Source organism: Embleya sp. NPDC025285 (assembly GCF_055558835.1).
The window spans coordinates 1-25,244 of the sequence record NZ_JBVHLU010000095.1; the positions used below are offsets into that span (position 1 = coordinate 1).

22 protein-coding genes and 1 tRNA gene are annotated in these 25,244 nt (G+C 71.1%); 13 read left to right on the forward strand and 10 right to left on the reverse strand.

Annotation, left to right across the window (positions count from 1 at the left end; translation table 11 throughout):
* Positions 1–115: 115 nt before the first annotated feature.
* From glp to ACZ4FV_RS40705, 3 genes are read right to left on the reverse strand one after another with little or no spacing between them, the layout of a single operon-like run.
* On the reverse strand, positions 116–1,336 hold the full coding sequence (gene glp, locus ACZ4FV_RS40695) for a molybdotransferase-like divisome protein Glp (RefSeq protein ID WP_465325741.1): 1,221 nt from the start codon (positions 1,334–1,336) through the stop codon (positions 116–118).
* Positions 1,333–2,259: a UTP--glucose-1-phosphate uridylyltransferase gene (locus ACZ4FV_RS40700; RefSeq protein ID WP_395864191.1), complete on the reverse strand. Its 927-nt coding sequence runs from the start codon at positions 2,257–2,259 to the stop codon at positions 1,333–1,335. The genes glp and ACZ4FV_RS40700 overlap by 4 nt, the downstream gene beginning before the upstream one ends.
* A gap of 10 nt (positions 2,260–2,269) precedes the next feature.
* The gene (locus ACZ4FV_RS40705) at positions 2,270–3,013 is read right to left on the reverse strand and encodes a GGDEF domain-containing protein (protein WP_395864193.1); all 744 of its coding nucleotides are present in this window, start codon (positions 3,011–3,013) and stop codon (positions 2,270–2,272) included.
* 91 nt (positions 3,014–3,104) lie between these two features.
* Here ACZ4FV_RS40705 and ACZ4FV_RS40710 point away from each other — a divergent pair, with 91 nt between their 5' ends.
* Complete coding sequence (locus tag ACZ4FV_RS40710; RefSeq protein WP_402239233.1) at positions 3,105–3,689, forward strand: 5-formyltetrahydrofolate cyclo-ligase; 585 nt, start codon at positions 3,105–3,107, stop codon at positions 3,687–3,689.
* 18 nt (positions 3,690–3,707) lie between these two features.
* Here ACZ4FV_RS40710 and ACZ4FV_RS40715 read toward each other — a convergent pair whose 3' ends face one another.
* Positions 3,708–6,938, reverse strand: coding sequence for a penicillin acylase family protein (locus ACZ4FV_RS40715; RefSeq protein WP_465325744.1), 3,231 nt, complete (start codon positions 6,936–6,938; stop codon positions 3,708–3,710).
* Between the two features lie 297 nt (positions 6,939–7,235).
* Here ACZ4FV_RS40715 and ACZ4FV_RS40720 point away from each other — a divergent pair, with 297 nt between their 5' ends.
* The 6 genes from ACZ4FV_RS40720 (at position 7,236) to ACZ4FV_RS40745 (ending at position 13,209) form a co-directional block, all read left to right on the forward strand.
* Entirely contained in the window at positions 7,236–8,738 is a 1,503-nt protein-coding gene (locus ACZ4FV_RS40720; protein ID WP_395864198.1) for a potassium/proton antiporter, read from the forward strand.
* A 271-nt stretch (positions 8,739–9,009) separates the two neighbouring features.
* Positions 9,010–10,281, forward strand: coding sequence for an MFS transporter (locus ACZ4FV_RS40725; RefSeq protein ID WP_465325746.1), 1,272 nt, complete (start codon positions 9,010–9,012; stop codon positions 10,279–10,281).
* Positions 10,282–10,327: 46 nt separating this feature from the next.
* A complete protein-coding gene (locus ACZ4FV_RS40730) occupies positions 10,328–10,681 on the forward strand; it encodes an FmdB family zinc ribbon protein (protein ID WP_465325748.1) in 354 nt (117 codons plus the stop codon).
* A gap of 3 nt (positions 10,682–10,684) precedes the next feature.
* Entirely contained in the window at positions 10,685–11,524 is an 840-nt protein-coding gene (locus tag ACZ4FV_RS40735) for an S-methyl-5'-thioadenosine phosphorylase (RefSeq protein ID WP_395864203.1), read from the forward strand.
* A gap of 365 nt (positions 11,525–11,889) precedes the next feature.
* On the forward strand, positions 11,890–12,600 hold the full coding sequence (locus ACZ4FV_RS40740; protein ID WP_465325750.1) for an SAF domain-containing protein: 711 nt from the start codon (positions 11,890–11,892) through the stop codon (positions 12,598–12,600).
* Between the two features lie 150 nt (positions 12,601–12,750).
* Positions 12,751–13,209, forward strand: a complete 459-nt coding sequence (locus ACZ4FV_RS40745) for an MscL family protein (protein WP_465325752.1) — start codon at positions 12,751–12,753, stop codon at positions 13,207–13,209.
* Positions 13,210–13,388: 179 nt separating this feature from the next.
* Here ACZ4FV_RS40745 and ACZ4FV_RS40750 read toward each other — a convergent pair whose 3' ends face one another.
* The 4 genes from ACZ4FV_RS40750 to ACZ4FV_RS40765 form a co-directional block, all read right to left on the reverse strand.
* Positions 13,389–13,586, reverse strand: a complete 198-nt coding sequence (locus tag ACZ4FV_RS40750; protein WP_395864209.1) for a hypothetical protein — start codon at positions 13,584–13,586, stop codon at positions 13,389–13,391.
* 35 nt (positions 13,587–13,621) lie between these two features.
* Positions 13,622–14,599 carry a sigma-70 family RNA polymerase sigma factor gene (locus tag ACZ4FV_RS40755; RefSeq protein WP_395864211.1) on the reverse strand — a complete coding sequence of 326 codons (978 nt, stop codon included), beginning with the start codon at positions 14,597–14,599 and terminating at the stop codon, positions 13,622–13,624.
* A 354-nt stretch (positions 14,600–14,953) separates the two neighbouring features.
* Positions 14,954–16,483, reverse strand: coding sequence for an MFS transporter (locus ACZ4FV_RS40760; protein WP_465325754.1), 1,530 nt, complete (start codon positions 16,481–16,483; stop codon positions 14,954–14,956).
* A gap of 54 nt (positions 16,484–16,537) precedes the next feature.
* Complete coding sequence (locus ACZ4FV_RS40765; RefSeq protein WP_395864215.1) at positions 16,538–17,290, reverse strand: GNAT family N-acetyltransferase; 753 nt, start codon at positions 17,288–17,290, stop codon at positions 16,538–16,540.
* Positions 17,291–17,508: 218 nt separating this feature from the next.
* Between ACZ4FV_RS40765 and ACZ4FV_RS40770 the strand changes: the two genes are divergently transcribed.
* Together ACZ4FV_RS40770 and ACZ4FV_RS40775 are read left to right on the forward strand one after the other, a co-directional pair.
* A complete protein-coding gene (locus ACZ4FV_RS40770; RefSeq protein WP_395864216.1) occupies positions 17,509–17,838 on the forward strand; it encodes a cupin domain-containing protein in 330 nt (109 codons plus the stop codon).
* A 72-nt stretch (positions 17,839–17,910) separates the two neighbouring features.
* Positions 17,911–17,983 (forward strand) — tRNA-Arg (locus ACZ4FV_RS40775).
* Positions 17,984–18,043: 60 nt separating this feature from the next.
* Here the strand turns inward: ACZ4FV_RS40775 and ACZ4FV_RS40780 are convergent.
* A complete protein-coding gene (locus ACZ4FV_RS40780; protein ID WP_395864218.1) occupies positions 18,044–19,030 on the reverse strand; it encodes a trypsin-like serine peptidase in 987 nt (328 codons plus the stop codon).
* A gap of 507 nt (positions 19,031–19,537) precedes the next feature.
* Here ACZ4FV_RS40780 and ACZ4FV_RS40785 point away from each other — a divergent pair.
* From ACZ4FV_RS40785 to ACZ4FV_RS40800, 4 genes are all read left to right on the forward strand, one after another.
* Positions 19,538–21,085: a sensor histidine kinase gene (locus ACZ4FV_RS40785; protein ID WP_402239246.1), complete on the forward strand. Its 1,548-nt coding sequence runs from the start codon at positions 19,538–19,540 to the stop codon at positions 21,083–21,085.
* A complete protein-coding gene (locus ACZ4FV_RS40790; protein ID WP_402239247.1) occupies positions 21,018–21,506 on the forward strand; it encodes a Rieske (2Fe-2S) protein in 489 nt (162 codons plus the stop codon). Before ACZ4FV_RS40785 ends, ACZ4FV_RS40790 begins: the two co-directional genes overlap by 68 nt.
* 132 nt (positions 21,507–21,638) lie before the next feature.
* A complete protein-coding gene (locus ACZ4FV_RS40795) occupies positions 21,639–22,832 on the forward strand; it encodes a cytochrome P450 (protein ID WP_395864224.1) in 1,194 nt (397 codons plus the stop codon).
* A gap of 147 nt (positions 22,833–22,979) precedes the next feature.
* Entirely contained in the window at positions 22,980–23,555 is a 576-nt protein-coding gene (locus ACZ4FV_RS40800; RefSeq protein ID WP_395864226.1) for a DUF4383 domain-containing protein, read from the forward strand.
* A 75-nt stretch (positions 23,556–23,630) separates the two neighbouring features.
* Here the strand turns inward: ACZ4FV_RS40800 and ACZ4FV_RS40805 are convergent, their stop codons facing one another.
* Positions 23,631–25,151, reverse strand: a complete 1,521-nt coding sequence (locus ACZ4FV_RS40805; protein ID WP_402239250.1) for an MFS transporter — start codon at positions 25,149–25,151, stop codon at positions 23,631–23,633.
* Positions 25,152–25,244 lie beyond the last annotated feature (93 nt).

Consider the following 25,244-nt stretch of genomic DNA (forward strand, 5'->3'; position numbering starts at 1 on the left):
CCCCCCCCTCCCCTCCCTCCCCCCCCCCCCCCCCCCCCCCCCCCCCCCCCCCCCCCCCCCCCCCCCCCCCCCCCCCCCCCCCCGGGCCGGGGATCTCGGCGCTCGATCGCGGCGCTCAGCCGAGCAGCATCACGGACACCTCGGCGCCCTCGGCGACCTCGGTGACGTCGGTCGGAAGGGTGATCAGCGCGTTCGCCCTGGCCAGGCTGCCGAGCAGGTGGGAGCCGGTGCCGCCGACCGGGTCCACGGTGCCCTCGCCGACTCCCGCCGCGGGCGGGGTGTACCAGGCACGCAGAAACTGGCGCTTGCCCTCGGGGGACTTCAGCGCCGCCGAACAGGTGGCCCGCACGATCGGCCGCTCGGTGACCTCGGCCCCCTGCATGCGCAGCAGCGCCGGACGCACGAACACCTCGAACGACACGAACGCGCTGACCGGATTGCCGGGAAGGGTGAAGATCGGCGTCTCGTCGGGGCCGATCACGCCGAAGCCCTGCGGCATGCCCGGCTGCATCGCGACCTTGCCGAACTCGACCGTGCCCAGCTCGGAGAGCACCTCCTTGACCACGTCGTAGGCACCCGCGCTCACCCCGCCCGTGGTGACCACCACGTCGGCCCGGATCAACTGGTCCTCGATGGTGTCGATCAGGATCTTGGGGTCGTCGGGCACGTTGCCGACCCGGTACGCGATGGCGCCCGCCTCGCGTGCGGCGGCGGTGAGCATGTAGCTGTTCGAGTCGCGGATCTGGCCGGGGCCGATCGGCCGGCCGGGCTGGGTCAGCTCGCTGCCGGTGGACAGGATCACCACGCGCGGCTTGGGCCGGACCCGGATCCGCTCGCGGCCGATCGCGGCGAGCAGGCCGACCTGCGCCGAGCCCACCGCGGTGCCCGCGTCCAGCACCGTCTGCCCGGCGGTGACGTCGCTGCCGCGGCGCCGGATGTACTGGCCGCTCGACGGCGCCCGGGTGATCCGTACCGTCGGCATGCCCGCGTCGGTCCACTCGACCGGCACGATCGCCTCCGCGCCCTCCGGCAGCGGCGCGCCGGTCATGATCCGCGCGCACGTGCCGGATCCGATCGCGATCTTCGGCGCGTTGCCCGCGGCGATGTCGTCGACGACGTCGAGCACCACCGGGTAGCGCTCACCGGCGTCCGCGACGTCCGCGACCCGTACCGCGTAGCCGTCCATCGACGAGTTGTCGAACGGCGGCAGGTCGCCGGTGGCGGCGACCTCGTCGACCAGGAGGCTGCCGTGCGCGTCGAGCAGTTGCAGTTCGAGGGGGGCCAGCGCCGCGATCCGTCCGAGGATCCCGGCAAGGTGGTCCTCGACGCTTTTCATGCCTGCATCTCCTCGTTCACGTACTGCCTCAGCCAGGCCCGAAACGCGGGTCCCAGATCCTCACGCTCGCATGCCAGCTTCACGATGGCACGCAGATAGTCGGCCCGGTCACCCGTGTCGTACCGGCGGCCGGTGAACACCACGCCGTGCACGGTGCCGCCGTCGGCGGCTTCGCGACCCGCGAGCACCCGCAGCGCGTCGGTCAGTTGGATCTCGCCGCCCCGACCGGGCGCAGTGCTCTCCAGCACGTCGAAGATCGCCGGGTCGAGCAGATAGCGGCCGATCACCGCGAAGTTGCTGGGGGCGCCGCCCGCCTCCGGCTTCTCCACGAGGTCGGTGACGCGCACCACGCCGGGCTCGGAGACGCCCGGAGCCAGCGGTTCGACCGCCGCACAGCCGTAGAGGTGGATCTGTGCCGGGTCCACCTCGATCAGCGCCACCACGCTGCCGCCGAGTTCCCGGCGCACCCGCAACATCGTGCTCAGCAGCGGATCGCGCGGGTCGATCAGGTCGTCGCCGAGGAGCACCGCGAACGGCTCGTCCCCCACGTGCGGGCGGGCGCACGACACGGCGTGGCCCAAGCCGCGCGGATCGCCCTGGCGCACGTAGTGGATCGCGGCCAACTCGCTCGACTCGCGGACCAGTTTGAGTCGATCCACGTCGCCCTTGGCCGCCAGCGCGTGTTCCAGTTCGTACGCCCGGTCGAAGTGGTCCTCCAGGGGACGCTTGTTGCGACCGGTGACCATCAGCACGTCGGTGAGCCCGGCCGCGACCGCCTCCTCGACCACGTACTGGATGGCCGGCGTGTCCACGACCGGCAACATCTCCTTCGGCGTGGCCTTCGTCGCCGGCAGGAAGCGGGTACCCAGGCCGGCGGCGGGAACGACGGCCTTGGTGATGTGGAACGAACGACGCGCATGCATGGCTCGCACACTAACGGGTGAGGTCGCCCGGGGTCCCGTTAAGCCCGGCGATCGGACGCTTGTCGCCCGCCGGTCCGCCCTCGACCGGATCCGGGCCGCAGAACCGGTCGCCACCCGCCCGCTTGGCCCGACCCAGTGCCCGATCCGCGGCCCGCAGCAGGGTCGCGGAGTGGGTGCCGTCGCCGGGCAGTACGGCCGTGCCGATCGCCATGGTCAGCCGGACCGGGTCGGTCGCCGCGCCGAACGTGCCGCGCCGCACGGCGTAACACAACCGTTCGGCGACCTTGGCCGCGCCGGCCGCGTCCGTCTCGGGCAGCAGGATCACGAACTCCTCGCCGCCGTACCGGGCGATCGTGTCCACCTGGCGGATCTCCAGGGCGAGCCGCTGGGCCACCTCGCGCAGCACCGCGCTCGCGCCCTGGTGACCGTGCCGTTCGTTGACGTCGCGGAAATGGTCGAGGTCGAGCATGAGCAACCCGAGCGGCCGGCCGAACCGGGTCGCGCGCATCACCTCGCGGTCGAGCACGAGTTGCAGGTAGCGGTAGTTCCACACGCCGGTCAGCGGGTCGGTCACCGACAGCCGTTCCAACTCGGCGCGACTGAGTTCCAGGCGGGTGACCTCGTGCCGCAGTTCGGGCAGTTCGTTCCCGGCGATCGCGCGCAGCCGACGCACGGCGACCGCCAGCGAGCCGACCGCCACCGAGAGCGCGCCGACCAGCAGGATGATCAGGAGGCGTTCGAAAGTCAGGGCCATGCGGGATCCGGGTCCGGTGCGGTGGCGCGAACTGTGTCGATTGCGCGGACTCCTTCGGTAACCCGTCCAAACACGTCATTCAGGGAACAGCATGAAGGACATCCTCAACGACAAGGCCACGCTGAGGTCACAGTTGTTGCACTCACGGTCACTCATGGGGTCGGATCGGCGTGTCGCGGCGTGTCGCGCGCTCCGCGACGCGCTCCTCGCGCTCCCCGAGGTGGCCCGCGCCGAGACCGTCGCCGCCTATGTTCCGGTGGGCTCCGAGCCGGGCGGGCGGGATCTGGCCGAGGACCTCGCCGCCGGATCGACCCGGCGCGTGCTGCTGCCGGTGTTGCTGGCGGACAACGACCTGGATTGGGCCGTGTACGAGGGGCCGGCGTCGCTGGTGCCGGCGGGCCGGGGGCTGCGCGAGCCGATCGGACCGCGGCTGGGCGTCGAGGGCGTGCGCACGGCGGACGTCCTGGTGGTGCCGGGGCTCGCGGTGGACCGCCGGGGTGTTCGGCTCGGCCGTGGCGGCGGGTCCTACGATCGGGCGCTCACCCGGGTGCGGGCGGCGGTGACGGTGGTGTTGTTGTACGACGACGAGGTGCTCGACCGGGTGCCGGCCGAGCCGCACGACGTGCCCGTGGACATCGCGGTGACGCCCGCGGCGGTGTACCGGTTCAGCCGGTAGCACCGCCGCGGGCCGCCGTCACGGCCCGGCTGGGGCCGCCGGAGCGACCGGGTCGCCCGGGACCAGGGCCAGCCGGTGCTTGGCCGCCTTGTCCACCGCGGCGGGCGTGTACGGCCACGCCAGCGTCTTGCCCTTGCGCCACAGGTCGGTCTGGTCGGTGTAGTTGTCGTGCCACACGTGCCCGGAGGCGCCGGTCAGGTTGATCCACCGGGACGCGTCCAGATCGGCCAGGTCCACCACCATCCGCATCGACGGCACGGTGGTCACCTCGTAGCCCTGCGCGACGTTCCACCCGGTCGCGTTGACCAGGCCCTCGCCGCCGGACATCCGGTACGGCCCGCGGTTGAGCATGTACTTGACCACGCCCGGCCCCTCGGTGCCCAGCGTCTGGTTGCGCAGCGTCAGCGTGTGCAGCCGACCCCACGACCAGGTGTCGATGTCCTTGCCGAGCCGGGAGGTGAGGTCCTTCTTCGCCTCGGTCATCGCCTTGTGCAGGAGGCCGTCCCGGGTGGTGATCGCGCCCGGGTTCTTGGAGATGTTCCACCACGGGCTCTCCGGACTGGCCAGCAGCGTGCGCGCGACCTCGTTCCACCGGTCGCCGCCGTCCGGCTGCGCGGTGGAGTCGTCCCGGTCGCCGCACTGCACGTGGTTGGTCGTCGGGTTGCTCGCGCAGTCGTTGTCGGCCCGGACCGAGAACGGCATCTTGTCGCCGAAGGCGAGCATGAGCACCTGGCGCCACACCGCGTTGAAGTACGCCGCGGCCTTGGAGTCCGCGTCGTTGCGCATGTCCCAGTCCTTGAGCAGGTCCTGCGCCTCGCGCACCCACGGATCGTCGATCTTGACGTCGCGCAGGTACGGCACCAGGAACTGCGCGACCGGGTTGACGTCGTCCGCCTGCATCTTCTGCATCGCCGCCGCGTCGATCTTGCCCGGCGCGGTGGTGATCATCTCCTCGATCCGCCGACTGCGGGAGCCGTAGCCCCAGTCGGAGGTCATCAGGTACGGGTACGCCGGCGAGGTGACCGCGTTGTTGGCGGTGACGATGTAACCGTCCTGCGGGTCGTACACGTTCGGCAGCGACTCGAACGGGATGGTGCCCACCCAGTCGTACTTGGGGTCCCACCCGTACACCGGCCAGCGGCCGTCACCACTGCGCCGCACCGGGATCTTGCCGGGCGCCTGGTAGCCGATGTGCCCCTCGACGTCCGCGTAGATCGCGTTCTGCGACGGCACGTCGAAGTTCTTCAGCGCGGCCCGGAAGTCGTTCCAGTTCTGTGCCTTGTCGAGCTGGAAGAGCGCGTCCATCGAGGTGCCCGGGTCCAGCGCGGTCCACCGCAGGGCGACCGCGAAGCCCTCCTCGCGCTGCGGGCTCGGGTCCGGGATCGGCGCGTCCTTGCCGACGTCCTCCAGTTCGTCGGACACGTCGGTCAGGATCGGCCCGTGCCGGGTGGTGCGCACGGTGATCTGCCGATCGGCGCCGCCGGCCACCTTGATCGTCTCCTGGCGCACGTCCACGAACGGCTCGAACTTGCCGCCGTAGAGCACGGTGTCGCCCTGGACCTTCTCCAGGTAGAGGTCGGTCACGTCGGCGCCGAGGTTGGTGAAGCCCCACGAGATCTTCTGGTTGTGGCCGATGATCACGCCCGGCATGCCGGAGAACGTGTAGCCGGAGACGTCGTACTGGCACTTGGGCCCGACCGTGCGGCAGTGCAGGCCCATCTGGTACCAGACCGAGGGCAGCGACGGGGACAGGTGCGGGTCGTTGGCCAGCAGCGGCTTGCCGGTGGTGGTGCGACTACCCGCCACCACCCACGAGTTGGAGCCGACACCGGAGGACTTCTCGCTGAACAGCGAGGGCAGCTTGGACAACGACTCGGACAGGCCGGTCAGCGCGCTCTGCGCGCTCTTGGAGGGCACCGCGGGCGGAGCCTCCTGGGCGAAGCGCTCGGTCTTGCCGTCCTTGACGATCGCACCGTCGCGCACGATCGGCTTGCTCGCCTCGTACGGGTACGGCGGGTAGAGCTCGTCGATCTGGTTGACCGTCAGCTTGTCGGACAGCAGCGCCCGGTCGATCTCGTCCTGCATGTTGGTCCGCAGGTCCCACGCCATCGCCTTGAGCCACGCCACGGAGTCGATGGGGGTCCACGGCTCGGCCTTGTAGCCGTCGTGCACGAGGCCGAGCAGCGCGTACTCGAACGACGCGTCGGCGCCCTTGTGGTCCTTGAGGTAGGCGTTGACGCCCTCGGAGTAGGCCTGGAGGAACTTCTGCGACTCCGGCGGCATGGCCGCGTACTCCTGCTCGGCCACCTTGCGCCAGCCCAGCGTGCGCAGAAACTTGTCGTTCTCCACCTGACCGGAGCCGAACATCTCGGACAGCCGGCCGGCGGTCATGTGCCGGCGTACGTCCATCTCCCAGAACCGGTCCTGGGCGTGTACGTAGCCCTGCCCCCGGAACAGGTCTTCGGACGTGTCGGCATACACCTGCGGGATGCCCTTGGCGTCGCGGACCACGTCCACCTTGCCGGTCAGCCCCGGAACCCGGACCGTGCCGGAGGCCTGCGGGAACGAGTCGCGCGACAACTGCCAGCCCCACCAGCCGAGTCCACCGATCGCGATGGCCAGCACCACGACCAGGACGATGGCCGTCAACCGGAAGCGGCGCCACGCCTTGGACGGCCCCTTGGGGGTCGTCGATCGTTCCTTGACCTTGGCGGTGGCACCGGGCGCGGGCGCCTCGGCCGGGGCTGCGGGCTCGGGATCGGCGACGGGCGTGGGCTCGGCCGCCGGCGCGGGCACCGGCGCGGACTCGACCCGCGGCGGCTCGCCGGCTCGCGGCGCGGGCGGCGCGGCGGGAGCGGGAACGGCCGCCGGAGCGGGCGGCTCCGCGTACGGCTCGGGCGGTGCGTAGGGCTCCTGGGCGGTGTACGGCTCCTGGGCGGCCGGGTAGGGCTCCTGGGCGTACGGCTGCTCCCGGGCGGCGTAGGACTCCTGTGGTGCGTACGGCTCTTGCGGCTGGTGCGGCGCGTACGGCTCGGGCTCGCCGTACGGTTCCGGTTCGTCGTACGGCTCGGACGCGGCTCGACGTTCACGCTCCGCGCGTTCGTCCGCGCGCCGCTGGGCCGCGACCGGATCCGCCGCGGCCCACTGCGATGTGGGCCACTCGCCCGTGGGCCAGTCGTCCCACCCGGGGGATGAGGCGTCCTGGCCACCGGGGGGCTGCTCCGGGTCGGGCGTCTTCGAGGGAGGCATCAAGGTCCTTATGCGGTCGGTGCGGCAAGGACACCTTAAAAGCCGAGCGTCGCCGGCATCACAGCCACGGGTACGAGACGGGACCCCTGTGGGGTATGGATCCTTCGCTTTGGTAAAATATTCGCCAGGCGTAGGTAATTCATCGCCGGTTCGCCGGCGCGGCAGGGCCCCCCTTCCCATGGCTCGCTGATTGCCTGCGCATCGCGGTGTCGCCGGCTTTGCCCGTCGTCGCCCTGCCTTCTTGTTCCGCACTCCGTGCGGCCGCCTGGGGGGTGGCCGGACCGACGACCGCCGGAGGTGACGCACGTGTCCGTGCCCGAGCTCAACCAGGTCCTGCTCCTGGGTGCCCTCGTCATGTTGTCCGCCGTGATAGCGGTGCGCCTGGCGACCAGGACCGGACTGCCGAGCCTGCTGCTCTACCTCGGACTCGGAACCCTGATCGGGGACGACGGCCTCGGCATAGGTTTCGACAACGCCGAGCTGACCCAGACGCTCGGCTACGCCGCGCTGATAGTAATCCTCGCCGAGGGCGGGATAGCGACCAGTTGGAAGGAGATCAGGCCGTCGGTGCCGGCGGCGGCGGTGTTGTCCACCGTGGGGGTGGGAGTGAGCGTCGCGATCACCGCGTTCGCCACCAGGATCGTGCTGGACGTGGACTGGTCGACCGCGATCCTGATGGGCGCGATCGTCTCCTCCACGGACGCCGCCGCGGTGTTCTCGGTACTGCGCAAGCTGCCGCTGCCGCATCGGCTGACCGGTCTGCTGGAGGCCGAATCCGGGTTCAACGACGCACCGGTGGTGATTCTGGTGGTCACGTTCGCCCACGTGGGTCACGTCGAACCGTGGTACGTGATCCTCGGCGAGATCGGCATGGAGCTGACCATCGGCGCGGTGGTCGGCCTCGCGGTGGGCAGGATCGGCGCGTACGGTCTGCGCCACGTCGCGCTGCCGGCGTCCGGCCTGTACCCGATCGCGGTGATGGCGCTGTGCGTGCTCGCCTACTCCGGCGGCGCGCTGGCCCACGGCAGCGGGTTCCTCGCGGTCTACCTGACCGCGCTGGTGCTGGGCAACTCGCAGCTCCCGCACGGTCCCGCGACGCGCGGCTTCGCCGAGGGGCTCGGCTGGATCGCCCAGATCGGGCTGTTCGTCCTGCTCGGACTCCTGGTCACCCCGCACGAGTTGGCCGGCGCGATCGTCCCGGCGCTGGTGATCGGCACCATCCTGCTGCTGGTCGCCCGACCGCTGTCGGTGATCGTCACCACGACGCCCTTCCGCATACCGTGGCGCGAGCAGTTGATCCTGTCCTGGGCGGGGTTGCGCGGAGCGGTGCCGATCGTGCTCGCGACCATCCCGATCGTCAAGAACGTCCCGGACGCCCAGCGGCTGTTCAACATCACCTTCGTACTGGTGGTCGTGTTCACCCTGGTGCAGGGACCGACGCTGCCGTGGATAGCGCGCAAGGCCGGCTTCGCGGGCGAGCAGGAGCCGACCGACCTGGGCGTGGAGTCCGCGCCGCTGGAGCGGCTCCAGGGTCACCTGTTGTCGGTCAGCGTGCCGCCGGGCTCGCGCATGCACGGCGTGGAGGTCGGCGAGCTGCGGCTGCCGCGCGGCGCGGCGGTCACTCTGATCGTCCGCGACGACGAGAGCTTCGTGCCCGAGCAGACCACCGTGCTGCGGCGCGGTGACGACCTGCTCGTGGTGGCCACCGACACGGTGCGCGACGACGCGGAGGACCGACTGCGCGCGGTCAGCCGGGGCGGCAAGCTCGCGGGCTGGTTCGGGGTCAAGGGCGACACGTGAGGTACGATCGGTTGGTTGATTGATTGCCATCGGGGCGCCTCACGGCGCCTCGATCGCCGATCCCCTCCACACACCGACTCTGCCTGACGCAGGGCTGGCGTCAGGACCGCACGGCGGCCGAAGCACAGCTTCGGTATCTACCCCGGTGGACGCTTTCGAGGACAGCTCTCGGCGCACCGGGGTTTCCCATGTGCGTCACCAGGTGGCAGGAAGCGACATCCACGATGCCCACGCATCGGACCGCACGACGCGCCCACGAGGAGTGGTGCGCGTGATATCCACATACTCCTCGCTGCTGCGGACCCCGTCCGCCTGGCGTTTCCTGGTGCCCGCGCTGATCGCGCGGCTGCCCTACGCGATGCTCGGCCTGGGCATCGTGCTGTTGGTCAAACACACGACCGGTTCGTACGGCACCGCCGGCGCGGTCTCCGCCGCGGCCGCCGTCGCGCTCGCCTTCGTCGGCCCGCAGACGGGTCGGCTCGCCGACCGCTTCGGCCAGGCCGCCGTGGTCGTTCCCGGGGCGGTGCTGCACGGCGCGGCGGTGGCCGCGCTGATCGTCGCCGCGCTCACCGACGCGCCGCTGTGGCTGTTGTTCGTCACCGCCGTGCTCTCCGGCGCGACCGTGCCGCAGATCGGCTCCATGGTGCGGGCCCGCTGGGCCGCGCACCTGGAGCGGTCGCCGCTGCTGCCGACCGCGTTCGCGTTCGAATCGGTCACCGACGAGTTCACCTTCGTGGTGGGCCCGGTGGTGGCCACCTTCCTGGCCACGGGCGTGCACCCGGCCGCCGGGCTGGTCGTCGAGGCCGCGCTGACCCTGATCGGGTCGCTGCTGTTCGCGCTGCAACGCGGCACCGCGCCCCGGCGGGTGGTCCGCACGGCCGACGACGCGCCGCGCGTGTCCGCGCTGCGGATCGGCGGCGTGCGGCTCCTGGTGGTGGCCTTCGTGTGCATCGGCGGGGTCTTCGGGACCGTGCAGGTCTCGGTCACCGCGTTCGCCGAGGAATCCGGCGTACCCGGGCTGGCAGGCGCGCTGTACGCGGTCTTCGCGGGCGGAAGTCTGATCGCCGGCGCGGTCTACGGCGCGATCGCCTGGCGAGGGGCGGCGCACCGCCGAATGCTGGTGACGTTCGCGCTGCTGGCGCTGGGCACCGCGCCGCTGTGGGCGATCCCCACGGTGGGAATCATGGTGCCCGTCGCGTTGCTGTGTGGACTGGCGATCGCACCCACGCTGATCACCGGCTTCACCCTCGTCGACACGCTGGTCCCGGCCGAGGCCAAGACCGAGGCATTCACGTGGCTGACCGGCGCGATCGGCCTGGGCCTCGCACTCGGTTCGACGTTCTCCGGGATGCTGACCGACGCGCGCGGCTCGGGCGCCGGATTCGCGCTCACCCTGGCGGCGGCCGGCATCGGCTTCCTCGTGGTGCTCACCGGGCAGCGACTGCTGCGGCCGAGCCCGGATGTGACACCCATTACACCGATGACCGCGACCGTGGTGGACGGATCTCCGGTGAATGCTGCACCATTGGCACTCGACAGGTGAGAGTGCCAGTACCCAGCTGACCTGTCTGTCGAAGGAGGACCAGACCGTGCCGACGTACCAGTACCAGTGCACCGCCTGTGGCGAGGGCCTTGAGGCCGTCCAGAAGTTCACGGACGACGCGCTGACCGAGTGCCCCGCCTGCCAGGGCAGGCTGCGCAAGGTCTTCTCGGCCGTGGGCGTCGTGTTCAAGGGCTCCGGCTTCTACCGCACCGACAGCCGCGGCTCGAGCACGTCCTCGACCCCGGCGGCGACCCCGGCGGCCGCGTCGTCGTCCTCCTCGTCCGACTCGGGCGGTTCCTCGTCCTCGTCCTCGTCCTCGTCTTCGTCCTCGGGTTCGTCGTCGTCCTCTTCGTCGTCGTCCTCGTCCGGCTCGTCCGGTACGACGTCGACGGCGGCCTGACCGATGACGACCGGCGTGCTGCCGGCGGGGGTGGCCCCGGCCGAGATCGGCGTGATCGGCGGCTCCGGGTTCTACGCGTTCCTGGACGACGTGGTCGAGGTGCGCGTGGACACGCCGTACGGCGCGCCCAGTGACGCGCTGTTCCTGGGCGAGGTGGCCGGCCGTCGGGTGGCCTTCCTGCCCCGGCACGGCCGCGACCACGCGATCCCGCCGCATCGGATCAACTACCGCGCCAACCTGTGGGCCCTGCGCGCCGTCGGGGTGACCCAGGTGCTCGCGCCGTGCGCGACCGGCGGCCTGCGCGCCGAGCTGGGCCCGGGCACACTCGTGGTCCCCGACCAGCTGATCGACCGCACCTCCGGTCGCACCCAGACGTTCTTCGACGGGCTCCCGCTCGCCGACGGCAGCCTCCCGCCGGTCGTGCACACCACGTTCGCCGACCCGTACTGCGCGGACGGCCGCGCGGTGGTCGCCGCCCAGGCACGCACGTCGGGCTGGGATCCGGTGGACGGCGGCACGCTCGTGGTGATCGATGGCCCGCGCTTCTCCACCCGCGCCGAATCCAAGTGGTACGCGGCTCAGGGCTGGTCGATCATCGGGATGACCGGACACCCCGAGGCCGTACTCGCCCGCGAACTCGGTTTGTGCTGCACCGCCGTCGCGCTGGTCACCGACCTGGACGCGGGCGTCGAGGCGGGCGAGGGGGTCACCCACGCCGAGGTGATGGAGGTCTTCGCGGCCAACGTCGACCGGTTGCGCACGCTGTTGTTCGACGTGGTCGCGGCGCTGCCGAAGACGCGTTCGTGCGCGTGTGGCACGGCGGAGGTCGAGCGACCCGCCTAGCGTGTCGGCCCGGCGTTTTGCCCTGGGGCGCGGTTGCGCGCGGCCCGCGTGGTGGCAGTGTCGAAACGTACGAAAGGCCGTCTCCCGGTTCGGGGGGCGGCCTTCGTGGTGTGTGGGGTCGCCGTGGCGGGGTGTGTCGCGCGCAGGCCAAGGCGGGTGGGGGTCGGGGCCGGGTCGTCACTCACACGAGTGGACCGGTTGTCCCCAGGGGCGGAGTTGTGCACAGGCGAGGAGACACCTCGGCCGGGGTGCGGCGGCGCGCGGCACGGTGGGAACGCGGCTCGGCCCTCGTTTCCCGCCCCGGTTCCGACGGGGGTCGGGCCGCACCGTCCGTGCCGTTTCGCGCTGCCCGCGCTGGAGGTGTGATGTCCGCTTCGGGATCGTTCGGGTCCTCGCCCGGTTCGACGTTCGGCCCGGCGTTCCGGGCGCCGCCGCCCCCGAGCGCCCGGACGCCGTGGCGGCGCGTGCTGGCCCGCCATCGCCGCGGCCTGGCCGCGCTGTCCGCCGCCGTCGCGGTGCTCGCGGTGATCGTGGCGGTCCGCCCGGCACCCGCGGCCACCACACCGATCGTGGTGGCGGCGCGCGATCTGGCCGCGGGAAGCACCCCCGGACCCGCCGACCTGACCCTGGTCGAGATGCCGACGGCCTTGCGTCCGGCGGGAGTTCTGCACACGGTGGGCCAGGCGGCCGGGGTCGCGCTGACCGGTCCGCTGCGCCGGGGCGAACCGGTGACCGACGTCCGGGTGGCCCGCTCCGGCGCCCCGCGCGACCCGGACACGGTCGCCCTGCCCGCGCGCTTCGCGGACGCCGACGCGGTGGCCGTACTGCGCCCGGGCGACCGGATCGACGTGTTGGCCGCGCCGCTTGCCGACCACCCGGGACCCGCGCGCCTGATCGTGCCCGGCGCGCTCGTGGTGGCCCGGCCGGCATCGTCCGGCTCCTCGACGGGAGCCCTGCTGATCCTCGAAGTCCCCCGCCCCGTGGCCGCCGAACTCGCGGGCGTGGCGACCGGACCGGCGCTGACCTATACCATCCACAGACTCGCGAACGGCCCTGTTGCGACGGATCGCGAATGACAGCAGACTCGTGCGAGTTGTCCTGCTTCAGGGGGTATTCAGTGGTCACTACTGTTCCCGGTATTGATCATTGATCGGTTCGCCCCTTCGAGGCTTCGACCGATCAAGATCGATGGGAATCAAGCAGTGGGCGGCTTCAAGAAGTTCCTCATGCGCGGAAACGTCGTGGACCTGGCCGTGGCCGTGGTCATCGGCGCCGCGTTCACGGCGGTCGTGACCGCGTTCGTGAAGGGGATGATCAACCCGGTCGTGGGTGCCTTCGGCACCAAGAACCTGGACGGTTACACCACCTGCATCAAGGGCCCGTGCGGAGTCGACGCGAAGGGGCAGGCAACCGGCGTGCAACTGCTCTGGGGTTCGGTCCTCGGCGCGACGCTGACCTTCCTGATCACCGCGGCGGTCGTCTACTTCCTGCTCGTGCTGCCGCTGAACCACATGATGGAAAGGCGCAAGCGGGCCCTGGGCCACGCCGGCGAGAAGGAACTCAGCGACACCGAACTCCTGGTCGAGATCCGCGATCTGCTCGCCGCGCGGCTCAACCCCGAGGCGGAAGCGAACCAACCGAACCACGGCGTCCCCGGCTCGCGCTCTTCACGCTCCGACCTCTGATCGGCCGACGGCACACACAGCACACACACGCCCCGACTCGCACCCACACACCGGCGCGGGCGTCGGACGGCACCGGGCAGATGTACGTGAGACGGCGGGCCCGCACCTTCCTCGAAAGGTGCGGGCCCGCCGTCTCGTATCGCCGAGTCTCGTGTCGCCCAGTCTCGCGTCGCCGGTCGTCAGAGGTGATGCGGCGGCTTGTCGTCCAGGAATCGGCGCAGGTCCGCCGGGTCGGCGGCCGTGCGCGCGTCGCCCCATCCGGAGTCGGTCTCGTCCGAGCTCACGTCCGGGAGCAGGTCGTCCCAGCCGAACGCGTCCCGCCGCCTCGCTTCGCCCGGCCCACTCGTCGCGCGTACTTCCGCATCCGCATCCGCCATCGCACCAGTGTGCCGGCGCCCCGGCGGCACCCGCGTCACGCGGCTTCCAGCCCCTGGGCGGTGGCCAGCTCGCGCAGTTCGACGAGCGCCTGCTTCTCGATCTGCCGAATCCGCTCGCGGGTGAGGCCGAGCTGCTTGCCGACCTCGGTCAGCGTGTGCTCCTTGCCGTCCGCCATGCCGTAGCGCGCCCGCAGGATCGTGGCCGTACGGCCGTCGAGCCGACCCACCAGGTCCGCTATCTGTTCGCGCCGCAGCGTCGCCAGGGTGATGTCCTCCGGCGTCAACGGGTCGGTCTCCTGGACCAGTTCGCCCAGTTCGGTCTCGCCGTCATCACCCACGGGGGTGTCCAGGCTGATCGGATCGCGCGCCCAGCCGATGACGTCCACGACACGCTCGGGGGTGGAGCCCACCGCTTCGGCGATCTCCGCCATCTCCGGATCGCGACCGTGGTCACGGGCGAACTCGCGCTGCACCCGCCGAATCTTGCTCAGTTCCTCGACCAGGTGCACGGGCAGCCGCACGGTGCGCGCCTGATCCGCCATCGCGCGGGTGATCGCCTGCCGAATCCACCACGTCGCGTAGGTGGAGAACTTGAAGCCCTTCGCGTAGTCGAACTTCTCGACCGCGCGGACCAGGCCCACATTGCCCTCCTGAACCAGGTCCAGGAACGGCATCCCGCTGCGCGGGTAGCGCCGTGCGACGGACACCACCAGACGCAGGTTGGCCTGGATGAACAGCTCCTTGGCCTGCGCGCCGCGTTCGATCAGGCGGTCCAGCTCGGCCTGCTCGACACCCTCGGGCACCGCGTCCTCGTCGATCAGCTTCTGTGCGTACAGCCCGGCCTCGATGTCCTTGGACATCTCGACCTCGCGCTCCGCGTCGAGCAGCTTCGTGCGGCTGATCTCGTCCAGGTACACACCGACCGTGTCGCGCTCGACGTCGGCAGCCTTCCGCGTGCGGGAAGCCGCCACTCGCTCGGCGCCCTGTCGGGCCACACCACGTGTAGTCGGCATGCTCTAGCCCTCGCTTTCATTCGCGTTCGTCAGTAATTCGAACGAACGAGAAGCCTGTGATATTCCGTCCGCAGATGTACTGTTGAAAGGTTGGCCGATAGCGGCCCCTGCGAGCGCCTGCCCGGCGTCGGGCGGCCCATGCGTACTGTGGGGGTGCCGCTTGGTGCCTACGATCCGCTCAACGGTCGACGAGGCCCGGATGTTCCTAAGGCACGCGCCCGGCCCTGCCCCGGCGATCCCAGGTCGACTCCGCGAGCCGGCATCGATTCGGCGGCGAATATCGGCTTATCCACTGTTATCCGACGCCATCGACGGACGCGCGCCCGTCGTCTACCGATGGGTTTCGGCCGGCCGTCAGTGCGTGTCCGGCGCGGGTTGCAGGTCGCGCGGGATCAGCCGCCAGGCCAGTCCGGCCGCGATCATCGCGACCACGCCGCCGGCCAGGAAGGTCGGCGTCATGGCGGACGTGAACGCCTCGCCGGCCCGGTCCAGGAGGCTTCCGGTGCCGAGCCGAGCCGCGACCACCGACGCCTCGCCGATCGACTCGCGCACCGCCGCCAGATCGGCCGGACCCAGGTCCAGATCGGCCAGGTCGGCCCGGTAGAGCGAGGACGCCAGGCTGCCCAGGATCGCGACGCCCAGCGCGGCGCCGAGTTCGTACGCGGTCTCGTCGATCGCCGCCGCGCCACCGGACTCGGCGGCCGGCGCCGAGGACATCAGCACCACGGACGCGACGGTGGCCAGGGTACCGACGCCGAATCCGACCACCGCGAGCGCGACGCCCACCAGCACGTAGTCCACGTCCCCGAAGTGCTGCCCGATCCACGGCAGCGCGAGCCCGACGCCCATCAGCGCCAGGCCGGACGCGAGCACGTTCCGGGGCGGGAAGCGATGCATCAGCGGGGGCACGAACATCGACGCGAGGATCAGCGCGATCGGCGCGGGCAGCAGGTGCAGCCCCGCGGAGACCGGGCTGTACCCCTGTACGTACTGGAACCACTGGCTGAGCAGGAACAACGCCGCGCCCAGCCCGAGCATGCCCAGGAAGATCGCCGTCGCGGCCATGGTGAACGCGCGATGGGTGAACAACCGGACCTGGAGCAGCGGGTTGGCCAGCCGCAGTTGGCGGCGCACGAACACGGTCAGGGCCACCGCGGCCACCACCATCAGGACCCACGCGACGGGATCGGCGACACCGGCCTTGCCGAGTTGCTTGATGCCGCCCGCGAGGGTGCCCATGCCGACGATCGACAGGCCGACCCCGGGCCAGTCCCACTTACCGGTGCGCGGCGAGCGCGACTCGGGCAGCAGCCACAGTCCGAATGCGATCACCGCGACCGCGATCGGCACGTTCAGCAGGAACGCCGACTGCCAGCCGTGCGACTCCACGAGCAGACCGCCGACGACCGGCCCCAGCGCCATGCCGCCGCCGAAGACCGCCGACCACACGGCGTACGCGAGGGCCCGCTCACGGGCGTCGGTGAACACCTGGCGCAGGATGGTCAGCGTGGACGGCATGATCGCCGCGCCGCCGACGCCGAGCAGCACCCGGGCCGCGATCACGTGCCATGCCTCGGTGGCCGCGACGGCGAGCAGCGAGGCCAGCGCGAAGATCGCGAAGCCGACCAGCAGCAGTCGCTTGCGCCCCCAGCGGTCGCCGAGCGCGCCGGCGGTGACCAGCAGGCCGGACAGCGCGAGCGCGTACGCGTCGATGATCCACAACTGCTCGACCGAATCGGGCCGCAGATCCGCGACCAGCGAGGGGAAGGCGACGTTCAGGATCGTCGCGTCCATCGCGATGATCAGCAGGCTCCCAGACAGGATCGCGAGCACGGCCCAGCGCGTCGGGTCGAGTTCGGGCGAAGGTGTGGTGGAGCCGGCCATGAAACATCCTCAATTCTTATGAGACATTAATGTCTCATCTCGGCGTCATGGTGTCTACCGCTCCCCTCCCGGGAGGACAACCTGGATGAACGACGCGCGATGGCGGAACCCGAGCCGCTCGTACACCTTCCGGGCCGGATTGCCCTCGGTGACCGCGAGCCCGATCGAGGGCAGCCCGTCGGCCGCCGCCAGTCCGAGCGTGTGCCGCAACAACCGGCCGCCCAGCCCGGCGTACCGCGGGTCCGGGTCGCGGAAGACCTCGCTGATCCACGGCCCGAGCAACTCGGCGTCGTTGACCAGGACGGCCGCGACCACCCGCTCCTCGTCGACCGCCACGGTGCTGAACCCGCACAGCGGCCCGAGCGTGCGGCCGTCGTACAGACCGTCCACATCCTGTGGATTCGGGTGCTCGGCGCGATCCGGGTGATCCGGCGGGTAGGCGGCGAGCCAGTTCTCGTACAGCGCCGAAGGCGGCACGGACACCGCCGGGCGCGCCTCGATGCCCGCCTCGGTCCACGCGGTGTCCCCCAGGTCCGGGCCGAGGTCGCGGGTGTACTGGTGCAGATGGCGGAACAGTCGGCCGCCGGCGGCGAGCAGCACCGCACCGATCTCCTCGCCGGTCGACACCACCCACCCGGGCAGCGCGGTCAGGATGGCGGGCGCGGCGAGCTCGGCCGGGAACCGGTGCAGGCGCAGATCCAGCGCGGCCGGGCGACCGGACCGGTTGCCCAGCCGGTAGTCGGCCACCAGCGATCCGTCCCGATCGAACACGGTCCCGCGGGTGCGAACACTCTCGTCTGTGGTCATGAGATTCATTCTTCGATGCGCGAGCAAGTGGATATCTCCTTGTCGGCGGCCTCGAACCCGACCTCGGACACGCGCCCCGACGACGGTCGCGAGCATGCGTCGCGCGCGAGCGCCGTACGCCGTGCCCATCCGCCCAGCATCACCCGACCCGGGAGTCCCCGCACGCCCGGGCACACCAGAACATGCGCGGAGAGTGAGCGCCCCCGAAACTGGCATACATGGACAAAATCTCGCTCCGGACGGCCACCCGGGAGCAACTCGCCTCGGCCCGCGCCACCTCGTCCGGCCGCAGCTCGGTCACCATGCTCGGCGGATCCCGACAACACCTGCGCCAAACCCTGATCGCCCTGACCACCGGCAACTCGCTGGCCCCCCACGAAAGCCCCGGCGAGGCCTCCCTGATCGTCCTCACCGGCCACGTCCGCCTGGCCACCGACGACGAGACCATCGAGGGCACCTCCGGCGACCTCCTCGTCATCCCCCAGGAACCCCACTCCCTCGAGGCCCTCGAGGACTCCGCCGTCGTCCTGACCGTCAACAAACCCTGACCCACGCCAAAGCCGCCGGCCACCCCCTCGACCGTTCCGCTACCCTGTCCTGCGGGACCTCACGGCCCCGAAGCCTCCATAGCTCAGGGGATAGAGCACCGCTCTCCTAAAGCGGGTGTCGCAGGTTCAAATCCTGCTGGGGGCACCTGGTCGAACAGGCGAGAAACCCCGGCTTCGGCCGGGGTTTCGGTGTTTTCCGGGTGGGTCAGGTGGTCGGGGACACCTCGGCGGTGCGGGCTCGGTCGTAGAGGGCGGCTATGTCGGGACCGAAGTAGCTGCTGTAGGAGGTGAGGTCGTCGCCGCCCTCCTGGTAGCCGCCGATCACGCCGATCACCGTGCCGCGGCCGTTGGCGGGGTCAATCTCGGTGAGCATCGGGCCGCCGCTGGTGCCGTTGGGGAACCCCGCGCAGTCGAAGCGCAGTTGGGTGTCGGAGTAGGCCGACGTGGTGTTCTGGCACCCGATCGGCTGGTCCTCGTCGTCCGGGTAGCCGATCAGGCGGGCCGGGCGGGCGGGAGCGGAATCGAAGTCGACCTGCTCGGCGCCGGTGATCGTCTCGATCCGGTCGTCGGTACCCGGGCGGCGCACCTGGAGGAAGGCCACGTCGTAGTCCGGGTCCCGGTCGGCGACCCAGCGCGGGTCCACGTCGATCCGGGAGAGCACCCACGCGCCGTACGGCATCACGCCGTCGTGATAGCCGGGCGCGAACGCGATGTCGGAGGCGAAGGCGTCGCCGAACACGCAGTGCGCGGCGGTGACCACCAGGTTCCGGTTCGGGGACCGCACCACGCTCGCCGTGCAGAAGTGTTCCGGATCCTCCCCTTCCGCCACGTGCAGCAGCGCGCCGATCGCCGGGGTCGCCGCGATCGGGGCGGCCTCCAGCGGATCGGAGGCCGGCAGCGGCTCGACCTGCGACGAGGACTCCGTGGGCACGGGCGACGACGACAGCTCGGAGGACGGACCGGCGGGCGCCGCGCCGAGCAGGCTCGCCGCGATCCGGTCGCCCTCGGCCGGGTCCGGGAGGTGGTACCCGCGGGAGGCGTCGCCGGTACCGCGCGACCTGGGATGGCCCGAGATGCGTCCGGTCGACGCGAGGCCGGCCACCACCAGGACCGCGGCCACGCAGAAGAGCGCGCCGATCACCACTCGACGCCTGTGCGGGGTCGCCTCGACATCCGACGTTCGTCGTGACACTCGACCACCATTTTTCTCAGCGGGATACGGCCTCGGCCTGTGGACGCTACCGGCCGGATGGATACCCCGGTGGGGACGAATCAGGCCGATACCCGCACGGTCACGAAGTCGTGACGAAGGGTTCCTTCGACCGTCGCCCCAACGAGTGGGAGGAGGGCGACGGTCGCAGGAATCCCCCGCTGTGCGTCGGCTCGGCGCCGTCTCTCCAAACGCGCCCGGCCGGCCCTGCGACCGTATCCCGAAGATCCACGGCCTCGGCACCCCGGTATGGGTGATTTATGAATGCCTTAAGAATCTGTGCGCGGAAGGTGTGCGCACGCATCGTTCCGGGTCACCGGGTGCGCCCGGAGCACTCGGACGCGGGCGGCCCGATCATGCCCTCGTGCGCCGCGCCCGGCACTGCCACAATTTCCTTGTTCCACGAAAGGTTCCACGAAGGGTTCCACGAGGGGGACCCGCGCGGGGGTTTCGCGCGGGCGACGGCGGGCCGGAGAGGGCGGGGTACCGATGGCGGGTTCCGAGGACTCGTGGTGGACGGTGCGCGCCCGGTTGCGGCTGATCTGGGTGCCGTGCGCGGCAGTGATGCTCGCCACCGTCGCGGCGCTCGTGGTGGGTCTGACGCTGGACGGGGACGCGCGCTCGCGCGGGCTGCTCCTGGTGCTCGGCGGTGATCTGCTGCTCGTGGTCGGGCTGACCGTGCTGATCGAGGCCGCGCTGCGGCGCACCGTCGAGCGGCCGCTCACCCGGCTGGCCGATCCGAACGCGCAGCCGGCGCGCGCCGCGCGCTACGACAGCCGCGAGTTCGATCTGATCGCCGCCACCATGGCGGAGCTGCACGCGCGGGCCCGCACAGCGGAGCAGGAGGCCCGCCGCACGCAGGCCGAGATCGCCCGGCTGACCGAGTCGGTCGCGGAACGGGACCGGGCGCTGGAGACCGAGCGCGAGCAGACCCGGGATCTGGTCCACGCCGGGGAGGAACTGCGGGCCCTGGTCGAGGAGCACGCCCGGCGGGCCCGGCTCGCCCGGGCGGACCTGGATCGGTTCGCGCACGCCGCGACGCACGACATGCAGGATCCGCTGCGCCGGATCGTCTCGTTCGGCCGGATGCTCCAGGAGCGCTATCAGGACGTGCTCGATCGGCGCGGCCGGCAATACATCGACTTCACCATCGACAACGCCCGCCGACTCCAGGTGCTCATCGACGAGATGGTCACCCTCACCGAAGTGGGCCGCTCGCGCGCGGAAAGTGCCCGGGTCGACCTGGGCGACCTGGTCCGGCAGACCTGGCTGGACATGGCGGACCGGGTGGAGGACACCGGCGCCGAGTTGGCGTACGACGAACTGCCGGTGGTGGACGCGGATCCCGCGCTGTTGGCCACGCTGGTCCAGCATCTGCTGGGCAACGCGGTGAAGTTCCAGCGCCCCTACGAGCCGCCACGGGTGCGGATCGCCGCCGAGCCGGTGTCCGACGGATGGCGGATCACCGTGACCGACAACGGGATCGGCATCCCCACCGAGGCGGCGGAACGGGTGTTCGCGGCCTTTCAGCGGCTGCACCCGCGCGAGACGTACACCGGCAGCGGCATCGGACTCGCGATGGCCAAGCGAATCGTCGAACAACACGGCGGCCGGATCGCCGTGGACACCGGGTACACCGACGGGACCCGGATCGAGTTCACCCTGCCGGACCGCGCCGCCGAACCGGACGAGCCGAAAGCGGCAGCGGACACCGAACTCGCCGACGCCGAAAAGCCGGTGGACCCGGCCGGCCCCGCCGACCCGGCCGCCGAGGACCCCTCGGCGGACCTCTCCCGGAACCTCCCGCGGGACCTCCGGCAGGACCTCCCACCGGACCTCCCGGAGGACCTCGAACCGGTTACACCCGTTCGCTTCAGCGATCCGTCGAACCACGAGCCGCTCGCGTACGTTTCCGTTGCATCGGCGCCGCACGATCGGCCGGCGCCGGGACCGACGACGGAGGCACCCCATGCGAACGAGCGACCCGAGCACCGAGCCGGCAAGCGTCGAGCCGACGGGCATCGAGCCGACGAGTAGGGCCGAGCCCACCCGCCGGATCCTGGTCTGCGGCGCCCTCGTCGCCGCCGCCGGAGCGACCCTGGTGGCCTGCGGTGGCGACGACGACGGTGGTGATGACGACACGAAGAACACCGCCCCCGCCGGCGACAAGACGCTCGGTGCGGCCGCCGACGTGCCGGTCGGCGGCGGCAAGATCTACGACGACGCCAAGGTCGTGGTCACCCAGCCCACCGCCGGCGACTTCAAGGCGTTCACCGCGGTGTGTACGCACCAGCAGTGCCTGGTCGCCAACGTCGCGGCCGGCAAGATCAACTGCACGTGCCACGGCAGCAGTTTCGACGCCTCCACGGGCGCGGTCCTCGGCGGCCCGGCCCCTCGCCCGCTCGCCGCGAAGCCGATCGCGGTGAACAACGGCCAGATCGTGCTGAAGCCGGCGTAACGACCCACCACCCGCGCAACAGCCCGGCCCGGCCCCGGCCCGGTCGCCCGCGCGGCTATGGTTTCCGCTCCCGCTTCGTGATTGCGTACCCGAGCCCGCCCCGGCCCAGGACGCGATCCGGAGGATCTGCCCATGACGACGACGCCGACCCCGCGACCGAGGCTCGACCTGCTCGACGGCGACTGGTACGCGAACGGCCCCTACGCGGACTACGCGTGGTTCCGCGAGCACGAACCCGTCGCGTGGGACGCGGGCAACGAATTGTGGGGCGTCTTCCGGCACGCGGATCTCAAGGATGTCGAGGCGCGCAGCGAGCACTTCGTCAACTCCGACCGGAACAAGGGGGGTTACCGCCCGAACCTGCCCGCCGACCCGGCGATCATCGGCCTGGACAACCCGCTGCACAACAAACGGCGCAAGCTGGTGAGCAAGTGGTTCACCCCGCGTGGCGTGCGCGAGTGGGAGGCGCACGTGCGCGAGACGTGCGTGGAGCTGCTGGACGCCGCCGTGGCCAAGGGCACCGTCGAGGTGGTCGGCGACCTGGCGTCCGTACTGCCCGCGAAGATGATCGGGCGGCTGCTCGGGTTTCCCGACCGGGACTGGCCGCTGTTGCGGGACTGGTCCGAGCGCACCATCGCGCTCGGCGGCGGACCGCGCTACCTGACCGAGGACGGCCGGGCCGCGGCGGGCGAGTTCATCCGGTCGGCGCTGGGACTGTACGAGACGAAGAAGACCTGCCCGGCGGACGACGTGATGTCGGTGTGGACCACGGCGCGGATCGACGGCGAGCCGGTGGGCCCGGGCGATGTGGCGAGCGACTGCCTGCTGCTGCTGGACGGCGGCGCGGAGACCACCCGCACGGTGATCGCCCGTACCTTCCTGTACCTGATCGAGCACCCGGAGCAGTGGGACCTGCTGCGCGCGGGCGCGGACCTCGCGGTGGCCACGGAGGAGTTCATCCGGTACACCACTCCGATCCACAACATGTGCCGGGTCGCCGTCGGGGACCAGCGCATCGGTGACACGGTGATCCCGGACGGACACCAGGTGGTGCTCATGTACGGCTCGGCCAATCGCGACCCGGCGGTGTTCGCCGAACCCGAGCGGTTCGACGTGACGCGCACGCCCAACGACCACATCACCTTCGGCTTCGGCACCCACTTCTGCCTGGGCGCGCCGTTGGCCCGGTTGGAGATCCGGGTCTTCTTCGAGGAACTGCTCGCCCGGGTCCGCGAGCTGCGCCCGGTGCCCGGCAGCGCGGTGGTCCAGATGCCGAACGCGTTCGTGTACGGGATCCGCGAGGCACATGTGGAGCTGATCGGCTGAGCCGGACCGGCGGGCGGCTCCCGTCCGGGGCTTCCCGCCGGCGGCGACCGGCGCCTGTCCGGCTGATCTTCGGCCGCGTCGATCCGGTATTTCCGGGAAGAGGGATAAAGAGGAGTTATTCCACAAAACGGATACCGGGAGGCGGCCATGCCAGGCTTGGACGAGGGATTGCCGGTCGATCATCGGCTCGGGCAGGTCTACCGCTACGGCGGCGGGTTCATGGGAATCGTGCTGATCACGTTCGGTGTCCTGGGGTTCACCAACAACGTCGGTTTCTTCTCCACCACCGGGCGCGAGGTCGCCGGCATGTCGACCAACGGTGCGCTGAGCCTGATCTCGGTCGTGGTCGGCGCGATCCTGATCGTCGGCGCGATCATCGGCGGCAACACCGCCTCGACCGTGAACATCGTGGTGGGCGCGCTGTTCGTGATCAGCGGGTTCGTCAATCTGGGCCTGATGGGCACTCCGGACATCAACTACCTGTCCTTCAAGATGCCGAACGTGATCTTCAGCTTCGTGGTCGGTCTGCTGGTGATGACATTCGGCCTGTACGGGCGGGTCAGCGGCCATCTGCCCCACGACAACCCGTACTGGCGCTCGCGGCACCCGCAGGAAGCGGCCCGTGAGGACGCCTTCCGCAGCCGGGCCTCGGTGCTCTCCCGCGACGGGGCATCCTCGCTCGGCGGCGACCCGTCCCGACACGGCATCGCCGGCAGCCACTGACACCGCGAACGCATCGGCGCCGGACCGGCGCAGAAGCCGGTCCGGCGCCGATGCGCGCCGTGCGTCGCCCGGGACTCAGTGCCCCGCGCCGCCCTCCGCGCCCGGCGGCCGTTCCCACCGCGGCATCAGGAACGCGAGCCCCCACCCCGCGGCCAGCGCGAGCGCGCTGCCCACGAGGCCGATCGTGAACGCGTCGTCGAACACCGCGCGCACCGCGTCCGCTCCGTGCGCGGCAGCCACGTTGTCCTCCACGTGGCCGAAGAACAGCGTGCCGAACAGCGCCACCCCCAGCGCGCCCGCGAGTTGCTGGACCGCGTTGAGCACTCCCGACGCCGAGCCGATCTCGTGGTCGCCGACCCCGGCGAGCGCGATCCCGAAGAAGGGCGCCATCAGCAGACCGAAGCCGAAGCCCGTGACCGTGGTCGCCGGCAGCAGGACCCAGGCGTCCACCGGCCCGTCGTGCAGCGCGAGGGTGGCACCGATGCCGATCACCCCGACCAGGCCGACCAGCAGGCCGGCGTGCAGGACCCGGCGGCCGTACTTGGCGGCGAGCACCGCGCCGGCCAGACCTGCGCCGACGGTCGAGCCCAGCGACCACGGGATCAGCGCGAGCGCCGCGTGCGTCGCGCTCCAGCCCAGGCCGACCTGGAGGTAGACGCCGAGCAGGAGCATCAGGCCGATCATCGAGCCGAACATCATCAGGCCGACCGCGAGGGCGCCGGTGAACGCGCGGTTGCGGAACAGGCTGATCTCCACGAGCGCGTCGCGGCCCGCACGACCGGTCCGCACCTCGTACCAGGCGAACAGCGCCAGCACCGGCAGTGAGCCGGCCATGCACACGAACGTCCAGCCGGGCCAGCCCTGTTCGCGGCCCTGGACCAGCGGGTAGACGAGCAGCACCAGTGCGGTGGTGACCAGGACCATGCCGACCACGTCCAGGCCGGGCCGGCGCGTGCCGGCCGCCGGGGTGGTGGGTCGGGGCACCACGGTGGAGCCGGCGAAGAAGGCGAACAGACCCAGCGGCACGTTCAACAGGAAGACCGCGCGCCAGCCCAGGCCGAACAGGTCGGCGTCCATCACCACGCCGCCCAGGATCGGGCCGAGCACCGCGGCCAGGCCCATCGCCGGGCCGAACACCGCGAACGCCGCGCCGATCTCGCGCTCATCGAACATCTCCCGGATCAGTCCGATCGCCTGCGGCACCATCATCGCGGCGGCCAGACCCTGCAAGCCGCGCGCGACGATCAGCATCTCCGGTGATTGAGCCAGGCCGCACAGCGCCGAGGTGACGGTGAAGGCGAGCACCCCGCCGAGGAACATCCGGCGCCGGCCGAGGATGTCGCCGAGTCGGGCGCCGGTGATCAGGAACATCGCGAACGCCAGCGTGTACGCGGCCGAGAACCACTGGAGGTGGGTCGAGGTGCCGCCGAGGGATTCCCGGATGCCGGGCCCCGCCACCTGGACGATGGTGGCGTCCAGCAGGTCCATGATGTCGGCGCCCATGACCACCGCGAGGCCGATCCACCGGAGCGGGTAGGACGGCCGCTCCGCCGGCTCGGCCGCGACCGGCGCCGCCCTGGTGATGTCGGTTTCCATCGTCTCCCCCTCTAAATGCGAACGCCGTTCGTGCTTCGAACGCCGTTATCTCTTCGAACACTGTTTTAGTCACGAACAGCGTTCGCGTCAAGT